Origin of the sequence: Actinacidiphila bryophytorum (assembly GCF_016916835.1) — a bacterium.
Taxonomy (GTDB): Bacteria; Actinomycetota; Actinomycetes; order Streptomycetales; family Streptomycetaceae; genus Actinacidiphila; species Actinacidiphila bryophytorum.
On record NZ_JAFFIX010000009.1, the window covers coordinates 20,613 to 39,873 of the forward strand.

Annotated in this window: 17 protein-coding genes; 11 read left to right on the forward strand and 6 right to left on the reverse strand. The window is 72.2% G+C overall.

The window, feature by feature from the left end:
- The first annotated feature begins 515 nt into the window (after nucleotides 1-515).
- A complete protein-coding gene (locus tag JT723_RS15275) occupies nucleotides 516-2,024 on the forward strand; it encodes a PP2C family protein-serine/threonine phosphatase (protein ID WP_205045176.1) in 1,509 nt (502 codons plus the stop codon).
- Between the two features lie 36 nt (nucleotides 2,025-2,060).
- On the forward strand, nucleotides 2,061-3,590 hold the full coding sequence (locus JT723_RS15280) for an aminopeptidase P family protein (protein ID WP_205045177.1): 1,530 nt from the start codon (nucleotides 2,061-2,063) through the stop codon (nucleotides 3,588-3,590).
- A gap of 51 nt (nucleotides 3,591-3,641) precedes the next feature.
- Here JT723_RS15280 and JT723_RS15285 read toward each other — a convergent pair whose 3' ends face one another.
- On the reverse strand, nucleotides 3,642-4,133 hold the full coding sequence (locus JT723_RS15285) for an ATP-binding protein (RefSeq protein WP_205045178.1): 492 nt from the start codon (nucleotides 4,131-4,133) through the stop codon (nucleotides 3,642-3,644).
- Between the two features lie 244 nt (nucleotides 4,134-4,377).
- Between JT723_RS15285 and JT723_RS15290 the strand changes: the two genes are divergently transcribed.
- The 9 genes from JT723_RS15290 to JT723_RS15330 all read left to right on the forward strand — a co-directional run bounded on the left by JT723_RS15290 (nucleotide 4,378) and on the right by JT723_RS15330 (nucleotide 14,797).
- The gene (locus JT723_RS15290) at nucleotides 4,378-5,154 is read left to right on the forward strand and encodes a hypothetical protein (RefSeq protein WP_240165666.1); all 777 of its coding nucleotides are present in this window, start codon (nucleotides 4,378-4,380) and stop codon (nucleotides 5,152-5,154) included.
- A gap of 250 nt (nucleotides 5,155-5,404) precedes the next feature.
- Entirely contained in the window at nucleotides 5,405-6,211 is an 807-nt protein-coding gene (locus JT723_RS15295; RefSeq protein WP_240165667.1) for a YcnI family copper-binding membrane protein, read from the forward strand.
- Between the two features lie 105 nt (nucleotides 6,212-6,316).
- Complete coding sequence (locus JT723_RS15300; protein ID WP_205045180.1) at nucleotides 6,317-6,985, forward strand: SCO family protein; 669 nt, start codon at nucleotides 6,317-6,319, stop codon at nucleotides 6,983-6,985.
- On the forward strand, nucleotides 6,982-7,464 hold the full coding sequence (locus JT723_RS15305) for a copper chaperone PCu(A)C (protein ID WP_251513299.1): 483 nt from the start codon (nucleotides 6,982-6,984) through the stop codon (nucleotides 7,462-7,464). The genes JT723_RS15300 and JT723_RS15305 overlap by 4 nt, the downstream gene beginning before the upstream one ends.
- A gap of 7 nt (nucleotides 7,465-7,471) precedes the next feature.
- Complete coding sequence (locus JT723_RS15310) at nucleotides 7,472-9,685, forward strand: copper resistance CopC/CopD family protein (protein WP_205045181.1); 2,214 nt, start codon at nucleotides 7,472-7,474, stop codon at nucleotides 9,683-9,685.
- Nucleotides 9,682-11,076, forward strand: a complete 1,395-nt coding sequence (gene efeB / locus JT723_RS15315; RefSeq protein ID WP_240165668.1) for an iron uptake transporter deferrochelatase/peroxidase subunit — start codon at nucleotides 9,682-9,684, stop codon at nucleotides 11,074-11,076. Before JT723_RS15310 ends, efeB begins: the two co-directional genes overlap by 4 nt.
- Before the next feature lie 144 nt (nucleotides 11,077-11,220).
- A complete protein-coding gene (pheA, locus tag JT723_RS15320; RefSeq protein WP_205045182.1) occupies nucleotides 11,221-12,147 on the forward strand; it encodes a prephenate dehydratase in 927 nt (308 codons plus the stop codon).
- 542 nt (nucleotides 12,148-12,689) lie between these two features.
- Nucleotides 12,690-13,997 carry a serine--tRNA ligase gene (serS, locus tag JT723_RS15325; protein ID WP_205045183.1) on the forward strand — a complete coding sequence of 436 codons (1,308 nt, stop codon included), beginning with the start codon at nucleotides 12,690-12,692 and terminating at the stop codon, nucleotides 13,995-13,997.
- Entirely contained in the window at nucleotides 13,994-14,797 is an 804-nt protein-coding gene (locus JT723_RS15330) for an HAD family hydrolase (protein WP_205045184.1), read from the forward strand. The genes serS and JT723_RS15330 overlap by 4 nt, the downstream gene beginning before the upstream one ends.
- On the opposite strand, the gene JT723_RS15335 is transcribed toward JT723_RS15330, so the two are convergent.
- From JT723_RS15335 to JT723_RS15355, 5 genes are all read right to left on the reverse strand, one after another.
- The gene (locus tag JT723_RS15335) at nucleotides 14,772-15,500 is read right to left on the reverse strand and encodes a rhomboid-like protein (protein ID WP_240165669.1); all 729 of its coding nucleotides are present in this window, start codon (nucleotides 15,498-15,500) and stop codon (nucleotides 14,772-14,774) included. The two genes, JT723_RS15330 and JT723_RS15335, sit on opposite strands and share 26 nt — an antisense overlap.
- An 89-nt stretch (nucleotides 15,501-15,589) precedes the next feature.
- Nucleotides 15,590-16,309, reverse strand: coding sequence for an ABC transporter permease subunit (locus JT723_RS15340; RefSeq protein ID WP_205045385.1), 720 nt, complete (start codon nucleotides 16,307-16,309; stop codon nucleotides 15,590-15,592).
- A 73-nt stretch (nucleotides 16,310-16,382) separates the two neighbouring features.
- Complete coding sequence (locus JT723_RS15345; RefSeq protein ID WP_205045185.1) at nucleotides 16,383-17,300, reverse strand: ABC transporter ATP-binding protein; 918 nt, start codon at nucleotides 17,298-17,300, stop codon at nucleotides 16,383-16,385.
- On the reverse strand, nucleotides 17,297-18,235 hold the full coding sequence (locus tag JT723_RS15350; protein WP_372441314.1) for an ABC-2 transporter permease: 939 nt from the start codon (nucleotides 18,233-18,235) through the stop codon (nucleotides 17,297-17,299). Before JT723_RS15350 ends, JT723_RS15345 begins: the two co-directional genes overlap by 4 nt.
- Nucleotides 18,222-19,178, reverse strand: a complete 957-nt coding sequence (locus tag JT723_RS15355) for an ABC transporter ATP-binding protein (RefSeq protein ID WP_205045186.1) — start codon at nucleotides 19,176-19,178, stop codon at nucleotides 18,222-18,224. The genes JT723_RS15350 and JT723_RS15355 overlap by 14 nt, the downstream gene beginning before the upstream one ends.
- Nucleotides 19,179-19,261 lie beyond the last annotated feature (83 nt).

Here is a 19,261-nt window from a genome sequence, read left to right on the forward strand (position 1 = left end):
ACACCGCTTACGAGGCAGCGCATCGCCGCCAGCCGAGCGTGGAACGTGACGGAGGGTAGCGCGCATATGGCGCCTGTCGGTTCGCGGTGCCCTGATCGTGACCCACTGATTTGTGGTGCACGACGGGGGCACGCGGCACCCTCGCCACTCGGGGTTAGGTCGGCCGTCAACTGATTACGTACATACGACGCTTGAGCCAGACTTCGGGTTCCTACCCATCGCCCGCAATATGACGCGCTGTTGGCTGGGATCAGTCGACAGCGCGCATACGACGGGGGTGGCTGTTTTCAGCCAACGTATTGCGCCCGGCCCGTCCGCCGCAAGGAGTCCGACACCACTCCTTGTACCAGGACAATCCTGGACATGCCCACGATGAGGCGTGTAGAAGTGGGTTCCTTGATAGCGGCGCAGCACACATGGGGGTTTGCGATGCTAATCATGCAGGTGCTCCGCGCACTGCGAACGAAAAGCGCTGATTGCCCCACCCGCTGGCCACTGGCCGGAAGTTCCCGGCCATGAACCCGGCCCACGTCAGAAAAGTGGCCGGAAGCGAGCCACCAAGGTCCGCTGCGGCGCATACTCCCGCTGCGCCCGTCGCCACCGCGCCCTCCGCCGCCGCCCTCGCGGCCACCCCTACCCCCGCAGTCCCGCCCGCCCCGGTGGCCGTGTCGGCCCCCGCGCTGCCGGACCGCGGCTCGCCCGAACACTCACTGGCCGTACAGGACCGCCTCGCGTCGTGGGTCTGCGACCTGTCCCTTTTGCACGAACTGACCGAGCGGCTCGCCCGCACCGCGTCACTCGACGCCACGCTGCGTGAGGTTCTCCAGGCCGGAGCGACCCTCGTCGGCGCCCGGCGCGGCCTGATCGCGCTGGCTCCCGCCGACGGCCGCGGCCCCGACACCACCGTGGGACTCGGCCTCGGCCACGCCGACCTGGGTGCCCTGGAAACGGTGGATTTCGGCCGCGGCCCGGTGGACGCGGACGAGGCGGTGGGCGCCGACCTGCGGCAGGGTGAGCACCCGGACGCCCGTACCCGCGAGGTCGCCGCACAGCTCGGCCTGGGCGCCGCCTACGGGCTCGCCCTGACCGCGAACGGCACCGGATTCTCACCCCGTACCGCCGACTCCTCCACAAGCGGGGCCGGCTCCTCCACCGGCGCGAGCCGGCTCGGCAGTGCCGTCTGGTTCTACGACGAGGCCGCCGAGCCCACCGACAGGCAGCGCCGGCTGACCGGTCTGTACCTGCGGTTCGCCGGCGAGCACATCGCCCGCGCCCTGGAGCTGGCCCGGGTGCGGCGGGCGTCGGCAGAGCTGGCCGCCGAGACGCTGCCCGCGCGCCTGCCGCGCGTCCCCGGCGTGCGGATGGCCGTGCGGCACGGCACCGGGCCGCTGGGCGGCGGCGACTGGTACGACGCCCTGCCGCTGCCCGAGGGCGCGCTCGGCCTGGCCGTCGGCGGCGTCACCGGTGCGGGTCCCGGCGCGGTGGCCGCGATGGGGCGGCTGCGGGCGTCCCTGCGGGCGTACGCGGTGATGGAGGGCGAGGACCCGGTCGCGGTGCTCTCCGACCTCGAACTGCTCCTGCGGCTGACCGAGCCGGCCCGCTCTGCCACCGCCCTGTTCGGGCACGTCGGCGCACCGCTGACGCGGGGCGGGCGCAAGGTGACGCTGGCGGGTGCCGGGCACTGCCCGCCGCTGCTGGTCGGCGACCAGCGCTGCGAGTACGTGGAGACCTCGCTGTCCGCGCCGCTCAACATGCTCAGCTGCTGGGAGGCGCCCAGCGTCGAGCTGCACGTACGCGCGGGCGAGAGCCTGGTGCTGTTCACCGACGGGCTGCTGCACAGGACCGGCGAGTCCTCGGACCGGGCCTTCGCCCATGTGCACGCCGCGGCCCAGAGCGCGTCCAGGGCGGTGCGCGAGGACCCGGGGCTGCTGGCCGACCACCTGCTGCACACCGTGCTGCCCGACGGCCTGGACGCGACCGGTGGCGAGGAGGACCTGGTGCTGCTGGTGGCCCGTTTCGACTGACACCCGGCCCGCCTACGATGGACGGACGAGTCCATCATGAGGAGGCAGGACGTGGCGGAGGCCGACCAGCAGCAGGGCGCGACCGGGGACGAGCAGCGCGCGGCACAGGACGGGGCGGCGGGCGACGCGCAGGGCGCCGCCCAGGACAAGCCGATCAAGCAGCGCAAGAACGGGCTCTACCCGGCGGTGTCCGACGAGCTGGCCGCCGTCATGAAGACCGGCTGGGCCGACACCGAGCTGCACGGCCTGGCGCCCATCGCGCAGGCCGCCCACGCCGCGGCCCGCAGGGCCGCGCTCTCGGCGCGCTTCCCCGGCGAGCGGATCGTCGTCCCCGCGGGCAACCTGCGGCGGCGCTCCAACGACACCGACTACCCCTTCAGGGCCGGCACCGAGTACGTGCACCTGACCGGCGACCAGACGCAGGACGCGGTCCTGGTGCTGGAGCCGCTCGCGGATGGGGGCCACGAGGCGACGGCGTATCTGCTGCCGCGCTCCAACCGGGAGAACGGCGAGTTCTGGCTGGACGGCCAGGGCGAGCTGTGGGTCGGCCGCCGCAACAGCCTGGAGGAGGCCGAGCAGCTGCTCGGGCTGCCGTGCCGTGACGTGCGCAAGGCCGCGGCGGACCTGGGCGCGGCCACCGGTCCCGTACGGGTCGTCCGCGGCCACGACGCGGGCATCGAGGCGGCGCTGACCGACAAGGTGACGGCCGAGCGGGACGCGGAGCTGACCGCCTTCCTGTCCGAGCTGCGGGCGGTCAAGGACGACTTCGAGATCGCCGAGCTGGAGCAGGCCTGCGCCTCGACCGCACGCGGCTTCGAGGACGTCGTCAAGGTGCTGGACAAGGCAGAGGCGACCTCCGAGCGCTACATCGAGGGCACCTTCTTCCTGCGCGCCCGGGTCGAGGGCAACGACGTCGGCTACGGCTCGATCTGCGCGTCGGGGCCGCACGCCACCACCTTGCACTGGGTGCGCAACGACGGCCCGGTCCGCTCCGGCGACCTGCTGCTGCTGGACGCCGGCGTGGAGACCCGCAGCCTCTACACCGCGGACGTCACCCGTACGCTGCCGGTCAGCGGGCGCTTCACGCCGATCCAGCGCAAGGTCTACGACGCCGTCCACGCGGCGCAGCAGGCGGGCATGGACGCGGTCAAGCCGGGTGCCGCGTACCGCGACTTCCACGAGGCCGCACAGCGCGTCCTGGCCGAGCACCTGGTCGAGTGGGGGCTGCTGGACGGCCCCGTCGCGCGCGTGCTCGAACTGGGCCTGCAGCGCCGCTGGACGCTGCACGGCACCGGGCACATGCTCGGGCTGGACGTGCACGACTGCGCCCAGGCGCGGACCGAGGCGTACGTGGACTGCACCCTGGAGCCCGGCATGGTGCTCACCGTGGAGCCCGGTCTGTACTTCCAGGCCGACGACCTGACGGTGCCGGAGGAGTACCGCGGCATCGGGGTCAGGATCGAGGACGACATCCTCGTCACGCCCGGGGGGCACCGCAACCTTTCGGGGGACCTGCCGCGCGGCGCCGACGAGATCGAGTCGTGGATGGCCGGGCTGCGCGGCTAGTGCGCCCCCGGGGCGGTGCCGTCAGGTGTACCGGCGTCAGGCGTACCGGCGTCAGGACGCCTTGAGGAGGGCGTCGTCACGCCACTTGAGCACCTTGTCGAAGGACACGACCGTGCCGTGCCCGGGCCGGTCGTGGAAGCGCACATGGTCCACCAGCGCCTCGATCAGGAAGAGTCCGCGCCCGTGCTCGGCGTACTGGCCCCGGTGGGTCAGCGGCCGGGCAGGGTGCAGGACCCAGTCGGGTTTGCGGTCGAATTCGGTCGTGCGGTCGAACTCGGGTGTGCGGTCGCGGGATGAACCCGGCCCGGAGTCGGCGACCTCGATCCGGCAGCAGTCACCGTCGATCAGGGCGGTGACGCAGTAGCCGGTCGCCGAACCGGCGTGTTCCACGGCGTTCGCGCACGCCTCGGACAGTGCCACCGAGAGATCGAAGGAGATGTCGGGGTCGACCCCGGCGGTCTCCATGGTCCCCAGCAGGAGTTTCCGGGCGAGCGGCACGCTCGCAGCCTCGCGCCGCAAATGGAGAGACCACCAGATGCTCATGCTCCAGCCTCCTGGCTGCGGCTCGACATACGGATACGTATTGCCGCGAAGAGCACTCCGTAAGCGTGGGGTTGACGTGATCCCGCTCATTCGGCGGATGCGTGCGACCGGCGTATGGGTGTAGGGATTCGGCCGGACACACCACCGCGAGCCGGACACCCCCTGTTCCGCGACTCAGGCGGGCGGTGAGAGGATGACGGCCGTCATGGTTCCCCCCGCCACCGCTGTGCGCGCAGGCGCCGGCATGCGACTGCTGCGGGCCGCGGTGTTCACCGCGGTCTGCGTCGCGCTGGCCGCGGCCGGGCACACGCTGGCCTCCGGCGCCCCCGTGCCGGTGTGGTCGCTGGTCTTCGGGTGGCTGGCGGTGCTCGCCGTCGTGGCCCCCCTGGCGGGCCGGGAGAGGACCCTGCCGGGCATCGCCACGGGCCTCGCGGCGGGGCAGCTCGCCCTGCACACGGTCTTCGGCGCGGGCCAGATGTGCGCCACACAGTCACTCACTCCTTCGAGTGACAACGGCGGCGGACTGTTGTCGATCGCCGCCCGGCTCGTCTGCGACGGCCACGGGGCGCGGTTGACCGAACAGTCGGCCCGGCAGATCGTCATCAACGCGGGCATCGACCCCGACGGCCCCCTGACCATGCCGGACATGCCCGGTATGACGGCGGCGCAGAGCGGCGGCCGCACGCACCTGGCGATGACGGCCGTGCCGCTGTGCTCGCTGCCCATGCTGCTCGGGCACCTGCTGGCCGCGGTGGTCGCGGGCTGGCTGCTGCGGCGCGGCGAGGCGGCGCTGTGGCGCCTGGTGCGGCTGTCGGCACGCGGCGCCGCGGGACTGGCGGAGCTGAGCCCCGCGGTCGTACGCCGCGCCCACGCCCTGCTGTCGGCGCTCGCCCGGCAGGTGCCCGCGGTCAGGCCGCACCGCATAGGCCGCAGGGGTGAATCCGGCGGCGCCGGCTACCGCACGGTGCAGCTGCGGCACTCCCTGGCCAGGCGCGGCCCACCGGTGGCACTGGCGGCCTGACGCGGCGTCCGCTCCTCCCCGAACGACGGGGGTGGGCCGGTGGCGGCGCGCGGGCCGAGCCCGGCCGCGAATGTCACAGGAGTGCACCCTGTGGCGCACGCGCGTTCCCGTACGGCGTCCCGTCGCATATATGCCGCGGCGGCGATCACCGCATACGTACGTACGCGCATCCCACGACCGCACCCTTGTGCAGCCGTCGCGGCCCGCACCATGCCACCGTCTGCCTCTCTCACCGTGGAGAACCCCAGTCATGAGCATTTCACGCATGCCGCACACGTCAGGCACGTCCCGCACGTCCCGCCTGCGCGGCCGTGCCGCCACCGTCGCGGCACTTGCGGGAGCCACCGTCCTGCTGGCCGCAGTGCCGGCCTTCGCGCACGTCACCGTGCAGCCGAACACCGCCCCCAAGGGCAGCTACACCACCGTCAGCTTCAAGGTGCCCAACGAGCGGGACAACGCCTCCACCGTCAAGATCGAGGTCAACCTGCCGACCGACCACCCGATCGCGTCGGTGTCGATCCAGCCGGTCCCGGGCTGGACCGCCCAGGTGACGACCTCGAAGCTGGCCACCCCGATCAAGAGCGACGACGGCTCCATCGACCAGGCCGTCACGAAGATCACCTGGACCGGCGGGAAGATCGACCCGGGGCAGTTCCAGCAGTTCCCTGTCTCCTTCGGGCCGCTGCCCTCCGACACCGACTCGCTGGCGTTCAAGACGCTGCAGACGTACAGCAGCGGCGAGATCGTGCGCTGGATCGAGATGCCCCAGGCGGGACAAGCCGAGCCGCAGAACCCCGCGCCGTCCCTGAAGCTGACCGCGGCGGCCGACGACGGCGCGGCCACCGCCACGGCCACCGGCACCCCCGCGCCCGCCCCCGCCGCCGACAGCAAGGGCACACCGCAGGCGTCCTCGGGCGGCAGCGACAGCGACGGCACCGCGCGCGCCCTGGGCGTCGCCGGGATCGTCGTCGGCGTGGCAGGCGTCGGCTTCGGCGTCCTCGCCGGGCGGCGCCGTACGGCAGGCCAGGACGGCAACGGCGGCGGCAGCGCCGCCTGACGGCACCGGCCCCGCAAGGGGCCACCCGCCGGGCGGCCGCGCCCGCACGACCGCGGTTCCGCGGCCGCCCGGCCCACTCGTCATCGCACTCTGGGGACCACTTTCATGCGTACCACCATCAAGACCGCCGCCGTCGCAGCAGCAGCCGCCTGCGCGCTCGTTCTGACCGGCTGCGGAAGCTCCTCCGGCGGCTCCGACACCGACTCGGCCGCCGGCACCCTGGCGGACGTGGCCACCGCCGGCAGTCAGCCCGGCACCCTGCTCGACACGCCCTTCGCCAAACCGAACCTGCAGCTGACCGACAACCACGGCAAGCCGTTCAACCTCGTCAAGCAGACCGCAGGCCACCCCACGCTGCTCTTCTTCGGCTACACCCACTGCCCCGACGTCTGCCCGACGACCATGAGCGACCTGGCACTTGCCAAGGCCAAGCTGCCCAAGGCTGACCAGGACAAGCTGCGGGTCGTCTTCGTCAGCTCCGACCCGCAGCGCGACACCCCCGCCCGGCTGACCGCGTGGCTCGGCGCGATGGACAAGAGCTTCATCGGCCTGACCGGCGACTTCACCGCCATCCAGGCCGCGGCCCGGTCGGTGGGCGTCGGCATCTCGCCACCGGTCAAGGAGAAGGACGGCAGCATCACCGTCACCCACGGGGCCGAGGTGCTGGCCTTCTGGCCGAAGGACGACAAGGGGCACGTGCTCTACATGTCGGGCACCACCGCGGAGCAGTTCGCCCACGACCTGCCGAAGATCATCAGGAGTGAGGCGCCGTGAGGCGGCGCCGCGCCCTGCTGGGCGCGCTGGGCGGAGTCGTGGCGGTGGCCGCGGCGACCGGCGCCGCCGCCGGTCTGGCCGGCCACGGCTCGGGCTCCCACGGACCGGCCAGGCTCAGCGTCGGCGCGGGATATATACCGCGGCCGCTGCTCACCGACGAAGCCGCCGCATATGTGACGGTGGCCAACAGCGGAGGTACGGACGCACAGTTGACGTCGGTGACCACGCCGCTGGCCGCCCACGTCACCCTGCACACCACCACCGGCACCACCATGCGCCAGGTGGCGTCGCTGACCGTGCCCGCGGGCGGGCGGCTCACCCTGGGCACCGGCGGCGACCACCTGATGCTGGAAGGCCTCACCCATATGCCATCGGTGGGTGAGCGCATCACCCTGGAGCTCCACTTCACCCACGCCACGCCCGCCACGGTCACGGTCACGGTGCCCGTGCGGCCGACGACGTATCACCCGAAGGGCTGAGCGAAGGATGAACAGACGACGGCTGTACGTGCCGCTGCACGGTCCGGTCCGCAGGCTGGCAGCGGTCCTGGCGGCCTGCGCCGCGCTCTTCGCCGTGGCAGTTGCCACGGCGGCGCCCGCGTCCGCGCACGCGGCGCTGATCCGTACCGACCCGGCGAGCGGGTCCGTGGTGCAGACCGCGCCGCAGCAGGTGGTGCTCACCTTCTCCGAGGGTGTGCTGCTGTCCGCCGACTCGCTGCGGGTGCTGGACCCGGCGGGGACGAACGTGGCCACGGGTGCCCCCAGCCATGCCGCGGGCAAGGACTCCGGGGCCACCGCCACGGTCGCGCTGCGCGGCGGGATCGGCAACGGCACGTACACCGTCGCCTGGAAGGCCGTCTCCCAGGACAGCCACCCGGTCGCCGGTGCCTTCACCTTCTCGGTGGGGGCGCCCTCCAAGACCACCGTGGACGTGTCCGACCAGGCCGCGGTGGGCGGCGGAGCCGCGGGCACCCTCTACGGCGTCGCCCGCTACTTCGCCTACGGCGGTTTCGCGCTGCTCGTCGGCGGCTGCGTCTTCCTGTCGGTGTGCTGGCCGCGCGGCGCCCTGCTGCGTCCGCTGCAGCGGCTCGTCGCGGGCGGCTGGGCCGCCCTGGTCGCGGCCACCATCGCGCTGATCATGCTGCGCGCCCCGTACGTCAACGGCAGCGGGCTGGGCGACGCCTTCGACCTGAGCCTGATCCGTGCCCAGCTGGAGACGCGGCCAGGTGCCGCGCTGGTCTCCCGGCTGCTGCTGCTCGCCGCGGCCGCGGTCTTCCTCGCGGTGCTCTTCGGCAGCTACGCCAAGCGGGAGGACCCGGAGGAGCGCGCCGACCTGGCGTGGGGCCTGGGCATCGGCGGCAGTGTCGTCGCCGTCGGCATCGCCGCCACCTGGGCGATGGCCGAGCACGCCTCGGTCGGTATCCAGCGCAAGGTGGCGATGCCGGTCGACGTGGTCCACCTGCTGTCCATGGCCGTCTGGCTGGGCGGCCTGATCACCCTGCTGACCGCGCTCTTCCTGCCCTCCGGTACCGGCACGGTCGAACGCGCCGCCGTACGCCGCTTCTCCGCCCTCGCCCTGACCGCGATCACCTCGCTGGTCGGCACCGGCATCTACCAGGCGTGGCGGCAGATCGGCACCTGGCGGGCCTTCACCGACACCTCCTACGGGCGGCTGCTGCTGATCAAGATCGGGCTGGTCTGCTCGCTGGTGTGTGTCGCCTGGTTCTCGCGCCGCTGGACGCGGATGCTCGGCGAGCCGGGCGCCGCGGTCACGACCGGCGTCCCGGCCCTGCTGGGCAAGGTCACCCGGCAGACGGCCCGCCTGGCGCCCCGGCAGACCGTCAGGGCGGCGGCCGGCGGTCCCGAGGCGACTGCGGACGTGGATGTGGATGTGGATGTGAATGTGGCGAACGCTGACGCCGACGGTCAGGAGCCGTCCGCGGGAACGGACACGGGGACGCGTACGGCCGCTGCTGCGGCTGCCGGTTCTGACTCCGGCAGCGGCGCCGGTACCCGCAGCTCCCGTGCGGGCGGTTCCCGTGCGGGCAGCTCCCGTGCGGGCGGTTCCGGTGCGGGCGGTTCCGACGACCCGCGGCGCAAGGAGCAGCTGCGCAGGCAGCAGGACGCCGCCAAGGCCGCGCGGGAGAAGAAGGCCCGCAACGCCGACCCGGCCAGGTCCGCGCTGCGCCGCTCGGTATTGGCCGAGGCCGGCATCGCCGTCGTCCTGCTCACCGTCACCACGATCCTCAGCGGCAGCCAGCCCGGGCGGGCCGCGGAAGAGCAGAAGGCGCTGGGGGCCGCGCCCGCCGCGGGCGCGGCCCCCGGCGTGACCGCACCGGCACAGGGGGCGTCGCAGGACGCCACCTTGCGCATCCCCTTCGACACCGGCGGCCCCGGTGGCAAGGGCACCGCGGACCTGACCCTGTCGCCTGCGCGGGCCGGTTCGAGCGCCACCGTGCACCTGGAGCTGACCGCCCCTGGCGGGCTGCCGCTGAAGGCGGCGGAAGTACGGCTCGCCTTCACCCTCCCCGCGCAGAAGCTCGGCCCGCTCCAGGCCAAGGTGAGCACCTTCGGCGCCGGGCACTGGATCGCCTCGGGCGTCCAGCTGCCGCTGGCCGGCGCCTGGCAGGTCGCGGTGACCGTCCGCACCTCCGACATCGACGAGGTGACGGTGACCGGGAGCATGCAGATCACGTCATGAGCAACATGAGCAAGGCGGCAAGGACCGGAAGGCCCAGGAACGGCGCGGCAATGGACGACGGCACGGAAGCGGGCGGGGCGGGCGCGGCGAACGGCGCGGCAATAGGCCAAGCCGAGGCCAACGGCGTGGCAAGGAGCGGCGCCAGGCCGCGGCAGGAGTCCGCGCCGATCAGCCGGCGGCGGCTGCTGGGCACCGCGGGCGCCGCGGGCGCGGCCGGGCTCATGGCCGGCGGCGCGGCAGGCGCGGGCGTGGCGGCGGCGGTGGACGGCGAGCCGGTCGCGCTGGCTACCGTCGGCTCCGCGCACATCCCCTTCGAGGGTGCGCACCAGGCGGGCATCGTGCAGCCCGCGCAGGCCCGCGGCCACCTGGTGGCCTTCGACCTGGTGGCCGGCGCCGACAGGAAGGACGCCGCCGCCCTGCTGCGCCGCTGGTCGGACGCGGTACGCACGATGACGGCCGCGGACCGCCCGTCGGCGCCCGCGGCGTACGACGACCAGGTGGCGTACGACGCCGGACCCTCCTCGCTGACCGTCACCTTCGGCTTCGGCCGCAGCTTCTTCGGGCGCACCGGTCTGGGCTCGGCCCTTCCCGAGGCGCTGGCGCCGCTGCCGGACTTCGCGGGCGACCGGCTGGACGCTGCCCGCAGCAACGGCGACCTGTGGGTGCAGATCGGCGCCGACGACGCCCTGGTCGCCTTCCACGCGCTGCGGGTGCTGCAGAAGGCCGCGGGCGGCACGGCGGCGGTGCGCTGGCAGATGAACGGCTTCAACCGCACGCCCGGTGCGGCGCCGCACCCGATGACCGGCCGCAACCTGATGGGCCAGATCGACGGCACCAACAATCCCAAGCCCTCGGACCCGGACTTCGCGCGGCGGGTCTTCGTACCGGCCGGCGGGTCGCCCGGGTGGATGGCGGGCGGCTCCTATGCGGTGGTGCGGCGGATCCGGATGCTGCTCGACGACTGGGACCACCTGGCCGTGGCGCGGCAGGAGAAGGTGATCGGCCGGCGCAAGTCCGACGGGGCGCCGCTGTCGGGCGGCACCGAATTCACCCCGGTCGACCTGGCGAAGTTCAACGCCGACGGGTCTCCGGCGATCGCCGGCGACGCGCATGTCCGGGTCGCGGCCCCCGCGTCCAACGGCGGCGCCGCCATGCTGCGGCGGGCCTTCTCGTACCACGACGGCATCGACCAGGACGGCACCCCGGACGCGGGGCTGCTCTTCGTGGCGTGGCAGGCCGATCCGCTGAAGGGCTTCGTACCGGTGCAGCGCAAGCTCGACGGCGGCGACGGCCTGTCCCGCTTCCTGCGCCACGAGTCCAGCGGCCTCTTCGCGGTCCCCGGCGGGGTGGGGCGGGGTGAGTACGTGGGGCAGCGGTTGCTGGAGGGCTGACGCAGGAGTTCCCGCAGCGGTCGGCTGAGGCACGATGCCGCCCGCGAAGGGAAAGAGCAGGAAGACCGACCGACGAAACAGAGGGCTGACGCACGAGTTCCCGCAGCGGTCGGCAGGCCTCGGCTGGGCCGTTAGGCTGACTGTATGTCGGCGAGCCGTTACACGTATCTGGGACCAGAGGGCACCTTCACGGAGGCCGCGCTGCGCTCGCTGCCGGAGGCCGCGACCCGCGAACTGGTGCCGATGGTGTCGGTGCCCGCCGCGCTGGACGCGGTGCGCAGCGGCGAGGCGGGCGGTGCGCTGGTGCCGATCGAGAACTCGGTCGAGGGCGGTATCACCGCCACCCTGGACGAGCTGGCGTTCGGCGAGCCGCTGATGATCTACCGCGAGGTGCTGCTGCCGATCGCGTTCGCCCTGCTGGTTCGCCCGGGCACCGACCTGGCCGCGGTCAAGACGGTCACCGGGCACCCGGCTGCGCAGATCCAGGTGCGGCAGTGGCTGGCCGACCACCTGCCTGACGCGGTGTGGGAGTCGGCGGCCTCCAACGCGGACGGCGCCCGGCTGGTGCAGGAGGGCCGTTTCGACGGCGCCTTCGCGGGGGAGTTCGCGGCGCCGACGTACGGCCTTGAAGCGCTGGCCACCGAGATCCACGACGCGCAGAACGCGACCACGCGCTTCGTGCTGGCCGGCCGGCCCGCGCGGCTGGCGGCGCCGACCGGGGCCGACAAGACCTCGGCGGTGTTCTGGCTTCGCGACGACCACCCCGGTGCGCTGCTGGAAATGCTGCAGGAGTTCGCGATCCGCGGGGTGAACCTGATGCGGATCGAGTCCCGGCCGACCGGCGCGGGACTCGGCCAGTACTGCTTCTCGGTGGACGCCGAGGGCCACCTGACCGACCGGCGGGTCGGCGAGGCGCTGATGGGGCTGCGGCGGCGCTGTCTGAACGTGCGTTTCCTCGGCTCGTACCCCCGTGCCGACGCGGTGCAGGGCACGGTGGCCCGCGGGACCGGGGACGCGGAGTTCACCGATGCGGCGGACTGGCTGAACCGCGCGCTCGACGGGCGCGGCTGAAGCGTTCTGCAAGTTCTGCACAGCTACTGACGAGTTATCCACAGGCAGGTCCCGCAGCCTGTGGGTAACTGGGGACAAGTCGACAGAGGAAGCCGACCTAGTCGACAAATGGGTACACAGACACCAGGACGCCACAGAGTGACGCAGGACACACCGCGTCATCCCAATTCGGCCGACCCACTCGTCCGAGGGAGTATTTCTCACTCGAAAGTGAGTGTGGAGCGGGTTTTGACGGGGAATCCATAGCCGAACATCGGACCCCGGGAATGATCTCGGTCCTCCTCCACAGATCTTCCCCACACCCTGTGGACAAGTCGTGGAGATCTTGGGTCAGCCTGTGGATAACTCACTCTCGACCCGATGATCAACTCCAGTTCTCCACAGGCCCGGTGCCCCGCGGGAGGGACGTCCGCAATAGGGTTGACGAGCCATTTTTCCGCCCGCTATATGGATTTCCCTCGCTTTTGGAGTGAACGGCTCATATCGGGCATAAAGCGCCTAACTTGTCGCGGGCGACGGCCCCGCCCCGGTAGCCTGTAGCCGTGATCGACCTTCGCCTGCTTCGTGAGGACCCCGACCGTGTGCGCGCGTCCCAGCGCGCCCGTGGAGAGGACGTCGCGCTCGTCGACTCCCTGCTCTCCGCCGACGAAAGGCGCCGGGCGTCCGGCACCCGCTTCGACGAGCTGCGCTCCGAGCAGAAGGCGCTCGGCAAGCTGGTCTCCAAGGCGCAGGGCGACGAGAAGTCCGAGCTGCTGCGCCGGGCCGGCGAGCTGTCCGCCGCGGTCAAGGCCGCCGACGCCGAGCAGCACGAGGCGGCGGAAGAGGCCCAGCGGCTGCTGCTCGAACTGGGCAACATCGTCCACCCCGACGCCCCGATCGGCGGCGAGGAGGACTTCGTCGTCCTGGAGCAGCACGGCACCCCGCGCGACTTCGCCGCCGAGGGCTTCACCCCCCGCGACCACCTGGAGCTGGGCGAGCTGCTCGGCGCCGTCGACACCGAGCGCGGCGCCAAGGTGTCCGGCTCGCGCTTCTACTACCTCACCGGCATCGGCGCCCTGCTGGAACTGGCCCTGGTCAACGCGGCCATCGCCCAGGCCACCGCGGCGGGCTTCACCCCGATGCTCACGCCGAACCTGGTCAAGCCCGCGGCCATGGCCGGCACCGGCTACCTGGGCCAGGTCGAGGACGACGTCTACCACCTCGACAAGGACGACCTGTACCTGGTCGGCACCTCCGAGGTCCCGCTGGCCGCCTACCACATGGACGAGATCATCGACGCGGCCCGGCTGCCGCTGCGCTATGCCGGCTTCTCGTCCTGCTACCGGCGCGAGGCCGGCTCGTACGGCAAGGACACCCGCGGCATCTTCCGGGTGCACCAGTTCGACAAGGTCGAGATGTTCGTCTTCACCACTCCCGAGGAGGCGGAAGCCGAGCACCAGCGGCTGCTGGCCTGGGAGAAGCAGTGGCTGTCCTCGCTCGAACTGCCCTTCCAGGTGATCGAGCTGGCGTCCGGCGACCTCGGCGCTTCGGCGTCGCGGAAGTTCGACTGCGAGGCGTGGATCCCGACCCAGGGCAAGTACCGTGAGCTGACGTCGACCTCGAACACCCTGGAGTTCCAGGCCAGGCGGCTCGGCGTGCGGATGCGCGACACCGACGGCACCCGCCCGCTGGCAACGCTCAACGGCACCCTGTGCGCGGTCACCCGGACGATCGTGGCGATCCTGGAGAACCACCAGCTGGCGGACGGCTCGGTGCGCGTACCCGAGGTGCTGCGGCCCTACCTGGGCGGCCGGGACGTGCTGGAGCCGGTCTCCTCCGCCACCGCCGCCTTCTCGGCCGCCGCCAAGTGAGCAGCGCCTACCGGCTGGTCGCGACCGACCTGGACGGGACGCTGCTGCGCAGCGACGGCACGGTCTCGCAGGGCTCCCGTGACGTGCTCGCCGCGGTGGCCGCGAAGGGCGCCGCCCACATCATCGTCACGGGCCGCGCGGTGCCGTGGACCCGCCATGTGCTGGAGGACCTGGGCTACCAGGGTCTGGCCGTGTGCGGGCAGGGCGCGCAGGTCTACGACGCCGGTGCCGGGCGGCTGCTGACCTCGGTCACGCTGGACCGGCAGGTGGCCGCGCTGGCGCTGGCCAAGATCGAGGCCGAGGTCGGACCGCTCGCGGTCGCCGCCAGCCAGGACGGTCTTGACGGCGAGATCCTGGTCGGGCCGGGATACGCGTACAACCCCGACCTGCCCGTCCACCACATCGAAGGCACCGAGGAGCTGTGGGCGCAGCCGCTCAACAAGCTCTACATACAGCACTCAGGACTCTCCGACGACGAGCTGACCCGGGTGTCGACCGACGTGGCCGGTGACCTGGTCAGCGCCACCATGGCCGGGGCGGGCATCGTGGAGCTGCTGCCGCTCGGGCTCACCAAGGCCACCGGCCTGTCGCTGGCGGCGCGGCGGCTCGGGGTGTCCGCCGCCGAGACCATCGCCTTCGGCGACATGCCCAACGACGTGCCGATGTTCGCCTGGGCCGGGCACGGCGTCGCCATGGCCAATGCGCACCCGGAGCTGAAGCAGGTCGCCGACGAGGTCACCGCCTCGAACGACGACGACGGCATAGTCCCGGTCCTCACCCGGCTCTTCGGCCCGTTCTGACCCCGGCCCCGGCGGCCACGACCGGGGTCGCCGCGTGGCAGCACAGGCCGATCAGCGCCGCGGTCAGATGGCCGAGGTCGGTGTACGTGCTGTGGGCGGCCAGCAGCGGGCGGGCGAAGTAGGCCAGGACCACTGCCAGATACGCCCAGCGCCAGGGCCGCGGTACCCGGTAGGCGAGCACCCCGGCGACACCGGCGAGCCCGTAGCTCACCCCGATGTCCACCGCGTGCGCGAGCGAGTGCGGCAGCAGGTCCTCCCGGATCCCGAAGAAGACCGCCTTCTGGCTGACCAGCGTGGCGCCGATGTGGGCGGTGGCCGCGGTGAACAGCCAGCGCCAGGTGCCGAGCCAGCGCTCCGCCGGTGCGTGCACCAGCTCGAACAGCGCCGCGTAGAAGACGAAACCGGACGGCGTCTCGATCCAGAAGGCGCTGCCGACCAGTACGCGGATCGGGTGACGGTGCAGCTCCACCAGGTTGGTGCTGAAGTGGTGCAGCAGGTACGAGCCGGCGTCGGGCGGGGCGAGCGCCGTCACCGTGCTGGTGACGGCCAGTATCCCCAGCCAGATGTGGGTACCGGGCGACGACCGTACCCAGCGCACGGCGGAACGCCACGCGTCGCCGGGGGTGACGTGGCGGAGCCGGTGGGCGGCGACGCGGACCCTGGTGGCTACCGTCCGCGCCGCCTGCGGGGTCTGCTGGGCCATCGGCCTCAGTCTTCACCGCCGCGCTGTGCGCTGCCCGCCGACCTTCCGGGCTGCTGGGGGCGGCCGCCCCGCGCGTCACCGCCCGGCCGTCACTCCTCCCCGGCGAGCTTGAGGCTGCGCAGCCGCCGCCCGGCGAACCAGGTCGCTCCGGCCGTGACCACCGCCAGCAGCACGATGCCGGTGGCCAGGCTGACGTCGGAGCTGACCACGTCGCCATGGGCCAGCTTCTGCGCCACGGCCAGCGCCCACTGCTGGACGCTCAGGGTGCGCGCCCCCGGCACGACGTTGCCGACCACGCCCTCCCAGACCAGCGCGTAGACCAGGCCGACCACCACCGCGTGCCGGGTGAGCACCCCCAGCAGCAGGAAGATCGCGGCATAGGCGACGGACGCGGCGGCGGCGCCGACGGTGTAGGCGACGGCGATGTTCAGCCCGTTGCCGTTGAGTATGTAGCCGGCCAGCAGCGTCGGGATCGCCGAGAAGGCCATGGTCACGCCGATCGCGACCAGCAGCTTGGTGAAGATGATCGTGCCGCGTCTGATCGGCTTGGCCAGCAGGTAGACGATCGCGCCGTCGTCGATCTCGGGGCCGATCGCGCCGGTGCCGGCGATGACGCCGACCAGCGGCACCATCGCGCTGAGCGCGAAGCCCTGCAGGACGTCGTTGGCGGTGGAGTCGTCGGCGTGGGCCAGCCCGCGGACCGCGCTGACGATGATCAGCAGGAGCAGCGGGAGGAGGAAGAGCAGCAGGGCGCGGCGCCGGCCGAGCAGCGCCCGGTAGGTGAGCCGGGCCACGGTGGGGTGGTACAGCCGGGGTCCTGCGGCCGGCTGCAGGGCGCCGCGGCCGGCCGGGGCGGTGGTGACGGACATGTCGCTCGGCTCCTTACGCCGTGACCAGGTAGGAGAAGACGCTCTCCAGGGACTCGTCGGACGGCGAGACCGTGAAGAGCCGGATGCCGTGGTCGCGGGCGATCCGGGGCAGGAATTCGGTGAAGCCGGCGAAGTCGACCGCCTGGATGCGCAGGGCGTCCTCCCGCAGGTCCAGTTCGATCGCGGCCGTCGATGTGTGCGCGATCAGCACCGACGCCAGCTGCCGGTCGTCGCTGGACCGTACGAGGTAGCGGTGCGGGCGGTCGGTCATCAGCCGGCGGATCTTGCGGAAGTCGCCGGACGCCGCGTGCCGGCCGGCCACCACCACCTCGATGTGGTGGGCGAGCTGCTCGACCTCCTCCAGGATGTGCGAGGAGAACAGCACGGTGCGGCCCTCCGCGCCCATCCGCCGCAGCAGGTCCATCAGGTGCAGCCGCTGCCGGGGGTCCATGCCGTTGAAGGGCTCGTCGAGCAGCAGCACCGACGGCTCGTGGACGAGGGCGGACGCCATCTTCGCGCGCTGGCGCATGCCCTTGCTGTACGTCTCGATCCGCCGGTCCTGCGCGTACTCCATCTCGACGGTGGCCAGTGCTCGCTGGGCCGCCGCGGCCGGGTCGGGCAGGCCGTGCAGCTCGGCGTTGGCGACGACGAACTCCCGTGCGGTCAGGAAGTCGTACATCGACTCGCGCTCGGGCACGATGCCGATCTCGCGGTAGGCCTGCTCATTGCGCCAGATGACCGCGCCGTCCAGGGTGACGCTGCCGTTGGACGGTGCGAGGAAGCCGGCCATCATGTTGATGAGGGTGGACTTGCCGGCGCCGTTGGGGCCGAGCAGGCCGGTCACGCCGGGGCCGATCGTCATGGTGACGTCGTTGACGGCCACCACGTTGCCGAACCAGCGTGAGACGTTGTCGATGCTGATCGTGGTCACGACAGGCCCACCTTCCGGTAGCGGTTCATCAGCAGGCCGAAGGTGCCGGCGATGACGGCGAGCAGCACCAGCAGGTAGAGCAGCCCGACGCCGGCGTTCGCCGGTCCCGCGGCGTGCGGGAAGGCGGACGTCGCGCCGAGGAACCAGGTCTGGAAGCCGTCGACCAGGGTGATCGGCGAGAACAGCCCGAGCCAGCCGATGGCGTCGTAGTTCTCCTGGTTCGAGGCGACGCCCTGCACGGCCGAGACGGCCGCGTAGCTGACCACGAACACCGCGATGATCGCGGCGACGCCGAATCCGCGGCGCGGGGTGACCGCGGCGATGACCAGGCCGATCCCGGCGAACAGCAGGGAGAGCAGGAGTACGGACACCAGGCCCTTCGCAAACCCGGCGGTCTGGTGCGCGAAGCTCAGCTTCGCCAGCAGCGCGCCGACGTAGAGGATGACGAGCGGTATGGCGGTCAGCAGGAAGAGCGCCACGGTCAGGGCCGCGTACTTCGCCGCCACGTAGTCGACCCGCTCGATGGGGCGGGAAAAATACAGCGGGGTGGTCTTGAAGCGCAGGTCGCGGCTGACGGACTGCGGGGCCTGGGCGGCCACGAAGAGGGTGATGACCGCCTGCAGGATGACCGCGTAGCGGGTGTACGCCACGGGCAGGTCGGTGCGGTCGGCGAAGATCGCCACGGCGACCATGATCAGCGCGGGTGCGCACATCGCCCCGAAGAGGATCATCGGCAGCACCTTGGACTTGGCGCTGCGGCCGAGTCCGTAGGCACCGCGCAGGCTCTGTGAGAACAGCGCCAGCCGGGCGTAGCCCCGGCCGAGACGGGGACCGTTGTAGTTGCGGTAGCCGATGTTGTGGATGACATCGGGGGGTGTGCCGGCGCCGGCACCCGCGGCGGGGCCGCCGGGTACGGCGACCTCAGGCTGCGTCACGGCCGTCTCCTTCCTTGCTCGGGGCGTCTTCCCTGGTCGCGGTGGTGTCGTCGTCGATGAACAGCTCGGCTATCCGGTGCCTGCGCTGCTCCATCCGCACCAGGCCCACCCCGAGTCCTGCGACCGCGTCGCGGACCGTGTCGTAGGTCGCCTCGTCGGCGATGTCGACCAGCAGCAGGTGCCCGCTGGCCTGCGCGGTGAGTCCCGCGCCGGTCAGCAGGGTGAGCAGTTCGCCCTCCCGGTCGGTGACCTCGACCGCGAGGGAGGCGGTGGCCTGGGTGAACTCGCTGGTGGAGGAGGCCCGCAGCAGCTTGCCGCCGTCGATGACGACGATGTGGTCGCTGGTGCGCTCCAGTTCGCCGAGCAGGTGGGAGGTGACGAGCACCGAGATGCCGAAGTCGGTGTGCACCCGGCGGATCAGGCCCAGCATCTCGTCCCGGCCGGTGGGGTCGAGCCCGTTGGTCGGCTCGTCGAGCAGCACCAGCTTCGGGTCGTGGACCAGCGCCTGGGCGAGCTTGACCCGCTGCTTCATACCCGTCGAGTAGCCGCCCATCGGGCGGTACCGCTCTTCGTAGAGGCCGACGTGCCGCAGGGTGTCCGCGGTGCGCTCGCGCGCGGCGGTGGGCGGCAGCCCGGACATCCTGGCCATGTGCACGACGAACTCGGTAGCCGAGACGTCGGGCGGCAGGCAGTCGTGCTCGGGCATGTAGCCGACGAGGCTGCGGATCTGCGGACCGTCGGTGGCCACGTCGAGTCCGAGCACGGCGGCGCGACCCTCGGTGGCCGGGGACAGCCCCAGCAGGATCTTGATCAGGGTCGACTTCCCGGCCCCGTTGGCGCCCACCAGCCCGGTCACACCGGGGGTGACGTCCACGGACAGCCGGTCAAGAGCGGTCACCCTCGGGTACCGCTTGCTCAGGCTTTCGGTAGCGATCACAGTCACACGCCGACCGTAGTGGTCCGCGCCACAGCCTGGCGTCAGTCCGGGGTGCCGGATCTGTGTAGTCCTGGGGGCTGACCACCCGT

Bases quoted from the DNA above. Each gene is read 5' to 3' on its own strand.
- JT723_RS15275 (WP_205045176.1), top strand. From the start codon at position 516: ATGAACCCGGCCCACGTCAGAAAAGTGGCCGGAAGCGAGCCACCAAGG.
- JT723_RS15280 (WP_205045177.1), top strand. From the start codon at position 2,061: ATGAGGAGGCAGGACGTGGCGGAGGCCGACCAGCAGCAGGGCGCGACC.
- JT723_RS15285 (WP_205045178.1), bottom strand. From the start codon at position 4,133: ATGAGCATCTGGTGGTCTCTCCATTTGCGGCGCGAGGCTGCGAGCGTG.
- JT723_RS15290 (WP_240165666.1), top strand. From the start codon at position 4,378: ATGCGACTGCTGCGGGCCGCGGTGTTCACCGCGGTCTGCGTCGCGCTG.
- JT723_RS15295 (WP_240165667.1), top strand. From the start codon at position 5,405: ATGAGCATTTCACGCATGCCGCACACGTCAGGCACGTCCCGCACGTCC.
- JT723_RS15300 (WP_205045180.1), top strand. From the start codon at position 6,317: ATGCGTACCACCATCAAGACCGCCGCCGTCGCAGCAGCAGCCGCCTGC.
- JT723_RS15310 (WP_205045181.1), top strand. From the start codon at position 7,472: ATGAACAGACGACGGCTGTACGTGCCGCTGCACGGTCCGGTCCGCAGG.
- efeB (WP_240165668.1), top strand. From the start codon at position 9,682: ATGAGCAACATGAGCAAGGCGGCAAGGACCGGAAGGCCCAGGAACGGC.
- pheA (WP_205045182.1), top strand. From the start codon at position 11,221: ATGTCGGCGAGCCGTTACACGTATCTGGGACCAGAGGGCACCTTCACG.
- JT723_RS15335 (WP_240165669.1), bottom strand. From the start codon at position 15,500: ATGGCCCAGCAGACCCCGCAGGCGGCGCGGACGGTAGCCACCAGGGTC.